A 16,099-nucleotide genomic window follows, 5' to 3' on the forward strand; every position below is an offset into this window, starting at 1 on the left:
GCCATGTGTGACATGGACCGGAGCGCGCTTGCAGTTAAGTCAAACCAGACCAGGCTGACGGACGAGGCTCACGCCTCGTCCGTCATGGCGCTTACCACTGGTAGGAAGCACCCAGGCCCACCGTCGTGCCTTGCGAGCTCGTACCCGCGCCGGCCTTCATCTTCAGGTTCTGGGTGATACGTGCCGAGATGCCGAGCGCCACAGCCTGCGAACCCTTATACGAGCCGCCGCCGACACCGACCGCGATCGTCTTGCCCTGATCGACGTCCGGAATCATCGTCAGCGCCGTAGCGGCCGCGATACCTGCATACGCGTTCTTCGCAACCTGGTTCACGCCGTTCTGCACCGCGTTGATCTGCTGGTCGGTGTAGTCCTTCGCCGACATGCCGGCCGGCAGATTGCCGATCGATGCGCCGATCGCCTGGTTCAACTGGCCGACGTTGACGGCGTCGGTGGTGGCCGTACCGGCCGCGACATTGGTGACCTGGCGTTCGTTGCCCGCCGAGCCCACCGACACCGTATTCTCACGGTCCGCCACCGAGTTCGCACCCAGCGCCACCGAATTGGCCGCGCTTGCCTTCGCGTTCGCGCCCATTGCCGTGGCATGCGTGCCGCTGGCGACCGCGGCTTCCGTGTCACGGTTGCCGTCGGCTGTGAACAGCGGATTACCCGCCGAGCCGATGATGTTCGAGACGCTGGAGATCGCCGCGTTCATCTGGCTGACGTTGACCGCGTCGTCGGCAGCCGAGCCTGCCGCCACGTTGTGGATCGTCGTGCCGCCCGCTACACCGTTACCCATCGTGACGCTGTTGTAGTTGGCCGAGCCGTCCGCGTTGTGGTCGTACGTGACGGCGGCGTTGGTCGTGCCATCCGTATTGATCACACCCGACGCCTTCAACTGCGCGACGTTCACCGCATCCGTGTCCGCCGTACCGGCCGCCACGTTGGTGATCTGACGCTCCGCACCAGCCGCGCCCACCGACACCGTGTTGGCACGATCCGCCACCGAGTTCGAACCCAATGCCACCGAGTTCGCCGCCTGCGATTGCGCGTTACCGCCGATCGCCACCGACTCCGCACCCTTCGCCAGCGAGTCGGCCAGGGTCGAGTTCACATGCACGTACTTGACGCCCGCACCCGTGGTGATGCTGTTCAGCGTGTTGTTGATCGTGCTGATGTCGGTGGTGTTCTGCGTCACACGGTTGTCGAGGTTGCTGATCGCGTCGCCCGCATTGTGGACGGTCGTGCCGTCCACAACGTAGGTCGGGGCCGAGATGGAGCCATCCGTGTTCACGGTCGAGCCACCGCCGATCGCATCCGCCACGCTCTGCGACACACCGTAGAGCTGCGAACCGTTCACCGCATCCACGCTCGTCGCGTTCACTGCGCCTGCGGCCACGCCCGTCAATTGACGCGCGCCCCCCGTGCCCGTGAAGTCGACCCGCGTACCGTCGGTGGCCTTCGCGACCGTGATGGTGCGTGTCGTCGCGTCCTGCTGCACCAGACCCACCGAACCGATGTTCATGTTGTTCGTCAGGTTGGTGATGTCCGCGGTGTTTCGCGTCACCTGCTGGTTGGTTGCAAACAGTTCGCTGCCGTTGACCGCGTCCGTGCTCGTCGCGCTCAGGCGGCCAGCCGCCACGTTCGTGATCGTGCGCTCGCTACCCGCCGCACCCACGCTCACCGTGCTCGACGGAGCGACGCCTGCGAACGTGTAGGTGATGCCGCCAATCGTCGTGCCGGAGGTTGCCACCGCGGTCGTTGTCGTCGAACCTGCGCCGAGTGCCACCGCGCCGGCGTTGGTTGCCTTCGCGCCGTTGCCCAGTGCGACTGCGTCAGTGGCGGATGCCACCGCTGCCGGTCCGGCCGCCAGGCTGTTGGTGCCCGTCGCCGACGAATCCGCCAGCGTCGAGTTCGCGTGGAAGTACTTGATGCCGCCGCCACCGTTGGTGATGTTGTTCACCGTGTTGCTGATGTTCGTGACATTGCCCGCGATGTTGCTGACGTTGTTGCTCAGGTTGTTCACGTTGTTGTTGATCGTGTTCACCTTGGCATCTTCCGATTGCAACTGGCTCACGTTCACCGCGTCCGTGGCTGCCGAGCCGGCTGCTACGTTCGTCACGCGGCGCTCCTTGCCTGCTGCACCGACCGACACTTCACCGTTGGCTGCCGAAGCGATGCCAGACAACGTGCCCGTGCCCGGGTTGTAGCCCGCTGCCGACAGGTTCGCTGTCGTCGTCGAGTTCGAACCCAGTGCTACCGAGTTCGCTGCCGTCGCCTGGGCATTGCCGCCGATCGCCACTGCGTCAACGCCCGTTGCCGACGAATCCGCCAGCGTCGAGTTCGCGTGGAAGTACTTGATGCCGCCACCACCGTTGGTGATGTTATTCACCGTGTTGCTGATGTTGGTGACATTGCCCGCGATATTCGTGACGTTGTTGCTCAGGTTACTGACCGTGTTGTCAATGTTCGACACGTTCTGGTTCGTCGCGTACAACTGCGAGCCGTTCACCGCATCCGTGCTCGTTGCGCTCAACTCACCCGCCGTGATGCCCGTCAACGTGCGAGTTGCATTGCCCGTGCCCCGGAAATCCACCGTCGCGCCGCCCGTGTCCTTCGCGACCGTAATCGTGCTCGTCGGCGTAGCCTGCTGCACCAGACCGATCGTGCCGTTGTCGATGGTCGTAGTCAGGTTCGTGATGTCCGTCGAGTTCTGCGTAACACGGCCGTCGATGTTCGTGACTACATCGCCAACATTGTTGAACGTCTTGCCGCCTGCGATGTACGTCGGACTGGTGATCGCACCCGTCGTCGTGTTGTAGGTCGAACCGCCGCCCAGCGCTGCCGCAGTGGCCGCGCCTTCAGCGTTCACCTTCGCGTCTTCCGACTGGAGCTGGCTCACGTTCACCGCATCCGTGGCTGCCGAGCCGGCTGCTACGTTCGTGATGCGGCGTTCCTTGCCTGCTGCACCGACCGACACTTCGCCGTTGGCTGCCGAGGCCGTGCCCGACAGTGCTGCCGAACCCGGGTTGTATCCCGCTGCCGACAGGTTCGCCGTCGTCGTCGAGTTCGAACCCAGCGCCACCGAGTTTGCCGCCGATGCCGATGCATTCCCACCGATCGCCACTGCATCCGTGCCCGTTGCCGACGAATCGGCGAGTGTCGAGTTCGCGTGGAAGTACTTGATGCCGCTGCCACCGTTGGTGATGTTGTTCACCGTATTGCTGATGTTGGTGACGTTGCCCGCGATGTTGCTGACGTTGTTGCTCAGGTTGTTCACGTTGTTGTTGATCGTGTTCACCTTCGCGTCTTCCGACTGGAGCTGGCTGACGTTCACCGCATCCGTGGCTGCCGAGCCGGCTGCTACGTTAGTGATGCGGCGTTCCTTGCCTGCTGCACCCACCGACACTTCACCGTTGGCTGCCGAAGCGATGCCAGACAACGCACCCGTGCCCGGGTTATAACCCGCTGCCGACAGGTTCGCTGTCGTCGTCGAGTTCGAACCCAGTGCTACCGAGTTCGCTGCCGTCGCCTGGGCATTGCCGCCGATCGCCACTGCGTCAACGCCCGTTGCCGACGAATCCGCCAGCGTCGAGTTCGCGTGGAAGTACTTGATGCCGCCACCACCGTTGGTGATGTTATTCACCGTGTTGCTGATGTTGGTGACATTGCCCGCGATATTCGTGACGTTGTTGCTCAGGTTACTGACCGTGTTGTCAATGTTCGACACGTTCTGGTTCGTCGCGTACAACTGCGAGCCGTTCACCGCATCCGTGCTCGTTGCGCTCAACTCACCCGCCGTGATGCCCGTCAACGTGCGAGTTGCATTGCCCGTGCCCCGGAAATCCACCGTCGCGCCGCCCGTGTCCTTCGCGACCGTAATCGTGCTCGTCGGCGTAGCCTGCTGCACCAGACCGATCGTGCCGTTGTCGATGGTCGTAGTCAGGTTCGTGATGTCCGTCGAGTTCTGCGTAACACGGCCGTCGATGTTCGTGACTACATCGCCAACATTGTTGAACGTCTTGCCGCCTGCGATGTACGTCGGACTGGTGATCGCACCCGTCGTCGTGTTGTAGGTCGAACCGCCGCCCAGCGCTGCCGCAGTGGCCGCGCCTTCAGCGTTCACCTTCGCGTCTTCGGACTGGAGCTGGCTCACGTTCACTGCATCCGTCGCTGCCGAGCCGGCTGCTACGTTCGTGATGCGGCGTTCCTTGCCTGCTGCACCGACCGACACTTCGCCGTTGGCTGCCGAGGCCGTGCCCGACAGTGCTGCCGAACCCGGGTTGTATCCCGCTGCCGACAGGTTCGCCGTCGTCGTCGAGTTCGAACCCAGCGCCACCGAGTTTGCCGCCGATGCCGATGCATTCCCACCGATCGCCACTGCATCCGTGCCCGTTGCCGACGAATCGGCGAGTGTCGAGTTCGCGTGGAAGTACTTGATGCCGCTGCCACCGTTGGTGATGTTGTTCACCGTATTGCTGATGTTGGTGACGTTGCCCGCGATGTTGCTGACGTTGTTGCTCAGGTTGTTCACGTTGTTGTTGATCGTGTTCACCTTCGCGTCTTCCGACTGGAGCTGGCTGACGTTCACCGCATCCGTGGCTGCCGAGCCGGCTGCTACGTTAGTGATGCGGCGTTCCTTGCCTGCTGCACCCACCGACACTTCACCGTTGGCTGCCGAAGCGATGCCAGACAACGCACCCGTGCCCGGGTTATAACCCGCTGCCGACAGGTTCGCTGTCGTCGTCGAGTTCGAACCCAGTGCTACCGAGTTCGCTGCCGTCGCCTGGGCATTGCCGCCGATCGCCACTGCGTCAACGCCCGTTGCCGACGAATCCGCCAGCGTCGAGTTCGCGTGGAAGTACTTGATGCCGCTGCCACCGTTGGTGATGTTGTTCACCGTATTGCTGATGTTGGTGACGTTACCCGCGATGTTGCTGACGTTGTTGCTCAGGTTGTTCACGTTGTTGTTGATCGTGTTCACCTTGGCATCTTCGGACATCAACTGGCTGACGTTCACCGCGTCCGTGGCTGCCGAGCCGGCTGCCACGTTGGTGATGCGGCGTTCCTTGCCTGCTGCACCCACCGACACTTCGCCGTTGGCTGCCGAGGCGATGCCCGACAACGCACCCGTGCCCGGGTTGTAACCCGCTGCCGACAGGTTCGCTGTCGTCGTCGAGTTCGAACCCAGTGCCACCGAGTTCGCTGCCGATGCCGATGCGTTGCCGCCGATCGCCACTGCATCCGTGCCCGTCGCCGACGAATCCGCCAGCGTCGAGTTCGCGTGGAAGTACTTGATGCCGCTGCCACCGTTGGTGATGTTGTTCACCGTGTTGCTGATGTTGGTGACGTTACCCGCGATGTTCGTGACGTTGTTGCTCAGGTTACTGACCGTGTTGTCAATGTTCGACACGTTCTGGTTCGTCGCGTACAACTGCGAGCCGTTCACCGCGTCCGTGCTCGTTGCGCTCAGATTGCCCGCCGTCAGGTTGGTGATCTTCGTACCGCTCGCGCCCTTCAGCGTAACCGTGGCCTTCGTGCCGTCGTCATAGGCGACCGCATTCGCAGTGCTGCCGATGATGGCCGACTGCAACTGGCTCACGTTCACCGCATCCGTGGCCGCCGAACCCGCTGCCACGTTCGTCACGCGACGTTCCTTGCCTGCCGAGCCCACCGACACTTCGCCCACCGGGGTCGTACCGGACAGCGTGCCCGTGCCCGGGTTATAGCCCGCTGCCGACAGGTTCGCCGTCGTCGTCGAGTTCGAACCCAGTGCTACCGAGTTCGCTGCCGTCGCCTGGGCATTCCCACCGATCGCCACTGCATCCGTGCCCGTCGCCGACGAATCGGCGAGTGTCGAGTTCGCGTGGAAGTACTTGATGCCGCTGCCACCGTTGGTGATGTTGTTCACCGTGTTGCTGATGTTGGTGACATTGCCCGCGATGTTGCTGACGTTGTTGCTCAGGTTGTTCACGTTGTTGTTGATCGTGTTCACCTTTGCGTCTTCCGACATCAACTGGCTCACGTTCACCGCATCCGTCGCCGCCGAGCCCGCTGCCACGTTGGTAATGCGGCGTTCCTTGCCTGCTGCACCGACCGACACTTCACCGTTGGCTGCCGAAGCGATGCCAGACAACACACCCGTGCCCGGGTTATAGCCCGCTGCCGACAGGTTCGCTGTCGTCGTCGAGTTCGAACCCAGTGCTACCGAGTTCGCTGCCGATGCCGATGCATTCCCGCCGATCGCCACTGCATCCGTGCCCGTCGCCGACGAATCGGCGAGTGTCGAGTTCGCGTGGAAGTACTTGATGCCGCCACCACCGTTGGTGATGTTGTTCACCGTGTTGCTGATGTTGGTGACATTGCCCGCCATGTTGCTGACGTTGTTGCTCAGGTTGTTCACGTTGTTGTTGATCGTGTTCACCTTGGCATCTTCCGACTGCAACTGGCTCACGTTCACCGCGTCCGTGGCTGCCGAACCGGCTGCCACGTTCGTCACGCGACGTTCCTTGCCTGCCGAACCCACCGACACTTCGCCATTGGCCGCCGACGCGATGCCCGACAGTGCTGCCGTACCCGGGTTATAGCCCGCTGCCGACAGGTTCGCCGTCGTCGTCGAGTTCGAACCCAGTGCTACCGAGTTCGCTGCCGTCGCCTGGGCATTCCCACCGATCGCCACTGCATCCGTGCCCGTTGCCGACGAATCGGCGAGTGTCGAGTTCGCGTGGAAGTACTTGATGCCGCTGCCACCGTTGGTGATGTTGTTCACCGTGTTGCTGATGTTGGTGACATTGCCCGCGATGTTGGTGACGTTGTTGCTCAGGTTGTTCACGTTGTTGTTGATCGTGTTCACCTTGGCATCTTCGGACATCAACTGGCTGACGTTCACCGCGTCCGTGGCTGCCGAGCCGGCTGCCACGTTGGTAATGCGGCGTTCCTTGCCTGCTGCACCGACCGACACTTCACCGTTGGCTGCCGAAGCGATGCCAGACAACACACCCGTGCCCGGGTTATAGCCCGCTGCCGACAGGTTCGCCGTCGTCGTCGAGTTCGAACCCAGCGCCACCGAGTTTGCCGCCGATGCCGATGCATTCCCACCGATCGCCACTGCATCCGTGCCCGTTGCCGACGAATCGGCGAGTGTCGAGTTCGCGTGGAAGTACTTGATGCCGCTGCCACCGTTGGTGATGTTGTTCACCGTATTGCTGATGTTGGTGACGTTGCCCGCGATGTTGCTGACGTTGTTGCTCAGGTTGTTCACGTTGTTGTTGATCGTGTTCACCTTCGCGTCTTCCGACTGGAGCTGGCTGACGTTCACCGCATCCGTGGCTGCCGAGCCGGCTGCTACGTTAGTGATGCGGCGTTCCTTGCCTGCTGCACCCACCGACACTTCACCGTTGGCTGCCGAAGCGATGCCAGACAACGCACCCGTGCCCGGGTTATAACCCGCTGCCGACAGGTTCGCTGTCGTCGTCGAGTTCGAACCCAGTGCTACCGAGTTCGCTGCCGTCGCCTGGGCATTGCCGCCGATCGCCACTGCGTCAACGCCCGTTGCCGACGAATCCGCCAGCGTCGAGTTCGCGTGGAAGTACTTGATGCCGCTGCCACCGTTGGTGATGTTGTTCACCGTATTGCTGATGTTGGTGACGTTACCCGCGATGTTGCTGACGTTGTTGCTCAGGTTGTTCACGTTGTTGTTGATCGTGTTCACCTTGGCATCTTCGGACATCAACTGGCTGACGTTCACTGCATCCGTCGCTGCCGAGCCGGCTGCCACGTTCGTCACGCGACGTTCCTTGCCTGCCGAGCCCACCGACACTTCGCCCACCGGGGTCGTAGCGGACAACGCACCCGTGCCAGGGTTATAGCCCGCTGCCGACAGGTTCGCCGTCGTCGTCGAGTTTGAACCCAGCGCCACCGAGTTCGCTGCCGTCGCCTGGGCATTGCCACCGATCGCCACTGCATCCGTGCCCGTCGCCGACGAATCGGCGAGCGTCGAGTTCGCGTGGAAATACTTGATGCCACCACCATTGGTGATGTTGTTCACCGTGTTGCTGATGTTGGTGACGTTACCCGCGATGTTCGTGACGTTGTTGCTCAGGTTACTGACCGTGTTACCGACATTCGACACGTTCTGGTTCGTCGCATACAACTGCGAGCCGTTCACCGCGTCCGTGCTCGTTGCGCTCAGATTACCTGCCGTCAGGTTGGTGATCTTCGTACCGCTCGCGCCCTTCAGCGTAACCGTGGCCTTCGTGCCGTCGTCATAGGCGACCGCATTCGCGGTGCTGCCGATGATGGCCGACTGCAACTGGCTCACGTTCACCGCATCCGTGGCCGCCGAGCCGGCCGCCACGTTTGTCACGCGACGTTCCTTGCCTGCCGAGCCCACCGACACTTCGCCCACCGGGGTCGTACCGGACAGCGTACCCGTGCCCGGGTTGTAGCCCGCTGCCGACAGGTTTGCCGTCGTCGTCGAGTTTGAACCCAGTGCTACCGAGTTCGCCGCCGTCGCCTGGGCATTCCCGCCGATCGCCACTGCATCCGTGCCCGTTGCCGACGAATCGGCGAGTGTCGAGTTCGCGTGGAAGTACTTGATGCCGCCGCCACCGTTGGTGATGTTGTTCACCGTGTTGCTGATGTTGGTGACGTTGCCCGCGATGTTGCTGACGTTGTTGCTCAGGTTGTTCACGTTATTGTTGATCGTGTTCACCTTGGCGTCTTCCGACTGGAGCTGGCTGACGTTCACCGCATCCGTCGCTGCCGAACCGGCTGCCACGTTGGTCACGCGACGTTCCTTGCCTGCCGAGCCCACCGACACTTCGCCATTGGCTACCGAAGCGATGCCCGACAGCGTACCCGTACCCGGGTTATAACCCGCTGCCGACAGGTTGGCCGTCGTCGTCGAGTTCGAACCCAGCGCCACGGAATTCACAGCCGATGCATTGGCGCCTGCCCCACTTGCAATCGCATAGTCCGCGCTTGCCTGTGCCGCCGAGCCAAAGGCCATGCTGCCGCTCCCGCTCGTCGTCGCCGAGATCCCGAGCGCTACCGAGTTGACGCCATTGATTACGGTGTTGGCACCGATCGCCGTATTGTGTCCCCAGGCGTTCGTGCCTGCTGTGGCATTAGCGTTTTCACCGAGTGCGACGTTATAGCCGCCGTCGTACGTGCCACCTGTAGCCTGCGCACCGCCGCCGATGGCGATGTTCTTGCCGTAGCTTGCGGTGGCGTTGGTGCCGATCGCCATGTTGTCACTCAGGCCGGCACTGCTACTGGTCGCCGCCCCGCCACCGATAGCAATGCTATTGGCCCCCCCAGCCGACGAATCCGCCAACGTCGAGTTCGTGTGGAAGTACTTGATGCCGCTACCGTTGGTGATGTTGTTCACCGTGCTGCTGATGTTGGTGACACTGCCGCTCAGGTTGTTCACGTTGTTGTTGATCGTGTTCACCTTCGCATCTTCCGACTGCAACTGGCTCACGTTCACCGCATCCGTGGCTGCCGAGCCGGCTGCCACGTTCGTCACGCGACGTTCCTTGCCTGCTGCACCGACCGACACTTCGCCATTGGCCGCCGACGCGATGCCCGACAACGTACCCGTACCCGGGTTATAACCCGCAGCCGACAGGTTCGCCGTCGTCGTCGAATTCGAACCCAGCGCCACCGAGTTGGTCGCAGAGGCCACCGCGTTCGCGCCGATGGCCGTCGAATTCGCGCCGCTCACGTTGGCCCCGGCACCAATTGCCGTGCCCAGTGCAGCAGAAACGTTCGCGTTGGTACCGACTGCAACGCCCCAGCTCGACAGCGAGGTATCTGCACCGTTGCCCAGTGAAACGGACCTGTCGCCCGCCTTCGAATCACCTCCAATGGCAACTGAATTGTTCGACCCGGTCACGTTCTGCGCATTGTTACCAATCGCAATACTCGCCGCGCCCACTGCTGTCGCGCCGTCACCCATCGCGACCGACGAACCGCCAAGCGACGACGCCCTGTCGCCCACCGCGACCGAGTTCGACCCCGTGGCCGACGAATCCGCCTGCGTCGAGTTCGCGTGGAAATACTTGATGCCACCACCGTTGGTGATGTTGTTCACCGTGTTACCGATGTTCGACACGTTCTGGTTCGTCGCGTACAACTGCGAGCCGTTCACCGCGTCCGTGCTCGTTGCGCTCAGATTGCCCGCCGTCAGGTTGGTGATCTTCGTGCCGCTCGCGCCCTTCAGCGTAACCGTGGCCTTCGTGCCGTCGTCATAGGCGACCGCGTTCGCGGTGCTGCCGATGATGGCCGACTGCAACTGGCTCACGTTCACCGCATCCGTCGCCGCCGAGCCGGCTGCCACGTTCGTCACGCGACGTTCCTTGCCTGCCGAGCCCACCGACACTTCGCCCGTCGGGGTAGTACCGGACAGCGTACCCGTGCCCGGGTTGTAGCCCGCTGCCGACAGGTTCGCTGTCGTCGTCGAGTTCGAACCCAGTGCTACCGAGTTCGCCGCCGTCGCCTGGGCATTGCCGCCGATCGCCACTGCATCCGTGCCCGTCGCCGACGAATCGGCCAGCGTCGATTTCGTGTGGAAATACTTGATGCCACCACCATTGGTGATGTTGTTCACCGTGTTGCTGATGTTGGTGACGTTACCCGCGATGTTTGTGACGTTGTTGCTCAGGTTGTTCACGTTGTTGTTGATCGTGTTCACCTTCGCATCTTCCGACTGCAACTGGCTCACGTTCACCGCGTCCGTGGCTGCCGAGCCCGCCGCAACGTTAGTGATACGACGCTCTGCACCTGCATTGCCCACCGACACTTCGCCATTCGTAGCCTGTGACGTACCGGCAAGCGTGCCGCTGCCCGGGTTGTATCCTGCTGCTGTCAAATTCGCCGTCGTCGTCGAACCTGAGCCTAGCGCGACCGAATTAGCCGTCGTCGCACTCGCACCGGAGCCGAGCGCCAACATCTTGCCGCCGGTTGCAAAGGCGTTCTCGCCGAGCGCAATCGCACCGCCAATGCCACCCGTCGCACTGTTTGTGCCGATAGCGATACTATTCGCGCCGTATACATTGATGCTCGCATTCTGACCAATTGCGATAGCCCCTGTATTGCTTGAGGCTTGCGTCAGTCCCGTACCGATCGAAATCGAATTGTTCGCGTCCGTTCTGGTCGCGCCACCGATAGCAATAGAATTCACGCCGTTCGCGGTCGAATCCGCCAGCGTCGAGTTCGTGTGGAAGTACTTGATGCCACCACCATTGGTGATGTTGTTCACCGTGCTGCTGATGTTGGTGACGCTGCCGCTCAGGTTGTTCACGTTGTTGCTGATCGTGTTCACCTTTGCGTCTTCCGACTGGAGCTGGCTGACGTTCACCGCATCCGTGGCTGCCGAGCCGGCTGCTACGTTAGTGATGCGGCGTTCCTTGCCTGCTGCACCCACCGACACTTCACCGTTGGCTGCCGAAGCGATGCCAGACAACGCACCCGTGCCCGGGTTATAACCCGCTGCCGACAGGTTCGCTGTCGTCGTCGAGTTCGAACCCAGTGCTACCGAGTTCGCCGCCGTCGCCTGGGCATTGCCGCCGATCGCCACTGCATCCGTACCCGTCGCCGACGAATCGGCCAGCGTCGATTTCGTGTGGAAATACTTGATGCCACCACCGTTGGTGATGTTGTTCACCGTGTTGCTGATGTTGGTGACACTGCCGCTCAGGTTGTTCACGTTGTTGTTGATCGTGTTCACCTTTGCATCTTCCGATTGCAACTGGCTCACGTTCACTGCATCCGTGGCTGCCGAGCCGGCTGCCACGTTGGTGATGCGACGTTCCTTGCCTGCTGCACCCACCGACACTTCGCCATTGGCTACCGAAGCGATGCCCGACAATGTACCCGTACCCGGGTTATAACCCGCTGCCGACAGGTTCGCCGTCGTCGTCGAACCCGAACCCAGTGCCACCGAGTTCGCTGCCGACGCCACTGCCCCCTGACCCAGCGCGATAGCACTCCCAGCGGTCGCGCTGGCAGACATACCCAAAGCAGTAGCATTAGCCACATTTGCGATCGCGCCTGAACCGACCGCCGTGGTGTTGTCATGCAATGCCTGCGAACCACCGCCAATGGCCGTGGTCTGCCCCCACCCCCCTCCGCCGAAGCCACCTGCTCCATCTCCCTTTGCAATCGCGTTCTCACCAATCGCAGTGTTGTAGCCACCGTCGTATGCGCCTCCCAAGGCCTGCGCATTGCCGCCGATGGCAATATTTTTGCCATAGTTGGTTGTGGCGTTGGTGCCGATGGATATATTGTCTGAAGTTCCTGCAGTAACATTCCCCGTAGTAGCCCCGCCGCCGATAGCTATAGAATTTGTTCCCCCCGCGGAAGAATCCGCCAGCGTCGAGTTCACGTGGAAGTACTTGATGCCACCACCATTGGTGATGTTGTTCACCGTGTTGCTGATGTTGGTGACATTGCCCGCGATGTTCGTGACGTTGTTGCTCAGGTTGTTCACGTTGTTGTTGATCGTGTTCACCTTTGCGTCTTCCGACATCAACTGGCTCACGTTCACCGCATCCGTCGCTGCCGAGCCGGCTGCCACGTTCGTCACGCGTCGTTCCTTGCCTGCCGAGCCCACCGACACTTCGCCCGTCGGGGTAGTACCGGACAACGTCCCCGTACCCGGGTTATAGCCCGCTGTCGACAGGTTCGCTGTCGTTTTGGATCTCGCGCCCAACGCTACCGAGGATGCTGCTGTTGCCGAGGCACCTTCGCCAATGGCAGTTGCATCGGTTGCGTTTGCCAACGCGTTGGTACCCAGCGCAGTTGCGTAAGCATTGCTGTTAGCGCTGCTAGCCGTCGCCGATGAACCCAGCGCAATGTCACCAGTAGTTGCAGCCAATGCCAGGCTGCCTGCCGCGAAAGCGTAGCTCCCCCCAGCCACGGCCCCGCCCAGTGCAATCGCGTTCGTTCCCTTACTCGTCGAGTTCAAACCCAGCGCCACCGAGTTCGCCGCCGTCGCCTGGGCATTGCCACCGATCGCCACTGCATCCGTGCCCGTGGCCGACGAATCCGCCTGCGTCGAGTTCGCGTGGAAATACTTGATGCCACCACCGTTGGTGATGTTGTTCACCGTGCTGCTGATGTTGGTGACACTGCCGCTCAGGTTGTTCACGTTGTTGTTGATCGTGTTCACCTTTGCATCTTCCGATTGCAACTGGCTCACGTTCACCGCATCCGTGGCTGCCGAACCGGCCGCAACGTTAGTGATACGACGCTCTGCACCTGCATTGCCCACCGACACTTCGCCATTCGTAGCCTGTGACGTACCGGCAAGCGTGCCGCTGCCAGGGTTATATCCTGCTGCTGTCAAATTCGCCGTCGTCGTCGAACCTGAGCCTAGCGCGACCGAATTAGCCGTCGTCGCACTCGCACCGGAGCCGAGCGCCAACATCTTGCCGCCGGTTGCAAAGGCGTTCTCGCCGAGCGCAATCGCACCGCCAATGCCACCCGTCGCACTGTTTGTGCCGATAGCGATACTATTCGCGCCGTATACATTGATGCTCGCATTCTGACCAATTGCGATAGCCCCTGTATTGCTTGAGGCTTGCGTCAGTCCCGTACCGATCGAAATCGAATTGTTCGCGTCCGTTCTGGTCGCGCCACCGATAGCAATAGAATTCACGCCGTTCGCGGTCGAATCCGCCAGCGTCGAGTTCACGTGGAAGTACATGATGCCGGCACCGGTGGTGATGTTGTTCACCGTGTTTCCGATGTTCGACACGTTCTGGTTCGTCGCATACAACTGCGAGCCGTTTACCGCGTCTGCGCTGGTAGAGCTCACTGTCCCAGGGGCAAGATTGATGATCTTGTTGCTGGACATGCTGACCAGGTTCTTCATCACAATGTTGTTGGGACCGTACAACAGCAATGAGCCGTCATTCATTCCCTCAATCGCGGCACCAATCGGCTGGCCGCTTTTACTGCCGTCGGCATTGGTGTTGCTGAACAAACCCCATTGATAGTCGGACCCGCAGTAAGCCCCGTTTGCGCTAGAAGCGCTACCGGCAGTGTACCCGGCGGATCCTTCGGTGGTCGGACAAAGGGTTAGCCCTCCACCCAGCGCAAACGCGTCGGCACCATATAGCCCGGCTGCCAGACCCAACGCCCCGACGACTGCCTTAGTGGAAGAGGTTTTCGCAGAAGATTTTTTCCCGCGTGCACTTGCATGTTCCGACGCAGCGACCCAAGTGCCTGTCGACTCGTTCCAGACGGAGCGATATGTCTTGTTCATTTTGAAACCCTGATTTAGTCAAAAATGTCGTCCACGCGTCCTTTATGGCGACGTGGTTGTGCGTTAGTGGGTCGACGTTGTCGCTTTTGCTCGGCGGAGACCCGATCAGAGAACTAGAGGTTGATGTGCTCGCCAATCCGAAATCTGTGACTTTTCGTCACTCGTTACCAGGTTCGAATTGGGCTCATCAAATTCATCGAGTTCCAATACCGAAATCTCTTGCAACTTCGCATCTCATTACACGTTCTCGACGCCTGAGAATTTACGAGAATGGTCTGCACCGCAGAATAGGAGCACTCCGAATCAAGACGGGAATACTCCAAAGTTTCGATTCCATGACTTAAGAAAATTCAATCCAGAAAATTCAGCAATCCAAAGCGGACGCATCCGACGAGTAACGGGACCATATTTCGTCTGCGCGAATCATTTTTAAGAACAGTCTCACTGACGGGTAGCCATCAGGGTGTTAGGACGGGCTGGACTGACAACGACTATCGCGGATGGCGTAAGAATTCTGGAAGAAAACCTGCCCACCTGGTCGGATTGTTCAGATGCGCGAAGAGCTTCGAAAGCCGCCGTCTCTTCGATGCCAAAGCACTAGCCGGATCGGTGCGCCGCGCCCGGCGGTGAAGAAACGGGTCTATGCGCGACGTCCCTGCAAAGGAATCAACTAGATACCGACGACGGGCATCCTTATGGCGGCGCAGGACAAACGTCCCTTGATCATTCAGACGCGGCAATTTGAAACCGTCGCGCTGACACCGATGCCAGCTTGAGCTCGTGGTCGTTGACGCTTCATAACAATGCACAGATCACGGCCAACTTGCCTATGCCGCGTCTCGATTGACGACGGGACGCTAGTTCCTCGCCACGTGTGCAATTGTATAAATCAGTGACATTGAGACTTATCTTATTAGTCATTCCAAAATACACATAAAGTATCTAAACGCTCCCAAATTCGCTTCGCTGTAAGCAGTGCAATAATGCGTAGGCCGGTTTTTACACGGCCGGCCCTCCGAACGCATTCGATTGTCCATTCCGCTCGGAACGGTTGCCTCCGCTCCAGAAGTCAGATGGCGGGCGCGCCGCACTATCGCGGCCGCCTCTTCGACGAATCACAAGTGGCTTTTAAATTTCCGTGGCTGTGAACCACGACTGAACGAACCCGGTTTCCCCGTGAGTGGCGATGCTGGTCAGCCTGGCGCGCAGCAGGCGACAACAGGACAGTACCAAGCCAGCTACTGCGTTTTTATCGGCGCAGTGATTGCGTATCACGCACGACTCACGTGATTCGTCAGTTCATCCATTTCATTTGAATCGCCGATAGGCAGGACGGCATCATGAAACACCTTAGCTTCCTGGCCGCGATCGGCCTCTCAACCTGCGGCCTGACCACCGTCCTGACCACTCGACTACAAGTCGAAACCAAACTCGCCTCAATGGAGCACGCATGGGTCGATGCCGCAATCCACGGTGACCGCGCGACGCTCGATCAATTGCTCGCCGACTCGTTCGTCGAGACGATGCCTAACAGTGCGCGTCGCACGAAGGCCGAGGTCCTGGTCGCACCAACGCTGCCGCCTGATTCCGCGCAAACGCTCAGGGAGTTGAAGGTGCGTATCTTTGGAAATATCGCAATGGTTTCTGGTGTCAATCACTACACACCGGCCGCCGGCATAAAAACAACCTCTTATGCTTTCACCGATTTGTACGTGCGACGTGGAGATACATGGCCTGCGGCATCGTCAGCTGCGACGCGCGCAAACAGCGCATAGATGTTCTCTAGCGCTTAGCCAAACCTAAGAGGCGCGGTCGTTTCGCGCCTCT

The 16,099-nt window shown here is 60.7% G+C and carries 2 protein-coding genes; one reads left to right on the forward strand and one right to left on the reverse strand.

Annotated features, from left to right (window positions below; translation table 11 throughout):
• Positions 1–91: 91 nt before the first annotated feature.
• Positions 92–14,272, reverse strand: coding sequence for an ESPR-type extended signal peptide-containing protein (locus BXE_RS18955; protein WP_011489828.1), 14,181 nt, complete (start codon positions 14,270–14,272; stop codon positions 92–94).
• 1,340 nt (positions 14,273–15,612) lie between these two features.
• Here BXE_RS18955 and BXE_RS18960 point away from each other — a divergent pair.
• Positions 15,613–16,047 (forward strand): nuclear transport factor 2 family protein, encoded by a 435-nt coding sequence (locus tag BXE_RS18960; protein ID WP_011489832.1) that lies wholly within the window; start codon positions 15,613–15,615, stop codon positions 16,045–16,047.
• Positions 16,048–16,099: the final 52 nt, after the last annotated feature.

This window comes from Paraburkholderia xenovorans LB400, assembly GCF_000013645.1.
Classification (GTDB): domain Bacteria; phylum Pseudomonadota; class Gammaproteobacteria; order Burkholderiales; family Burkholderiaceae; genus Paraburkholderia; species Paraburkholderia xenovorans.

Excerpts from the sequence above, each read along its gene's own strand:
- BXE_RS18955 (WP_011489828.1), bottom strand. The coding sequence starts at position 14,272 with ATGAACAAGACATATCGCTCCGTCTGGAACGAGTCGACAGGCACTTGG.
- BXE_RS18960 (WP_011489832.1), top strand. The coding sequence starts at position 15,613 with ATGAAACACCTTAGCTTCCTGGCCGCGATCGGCCTCTCAACCTGCGGC.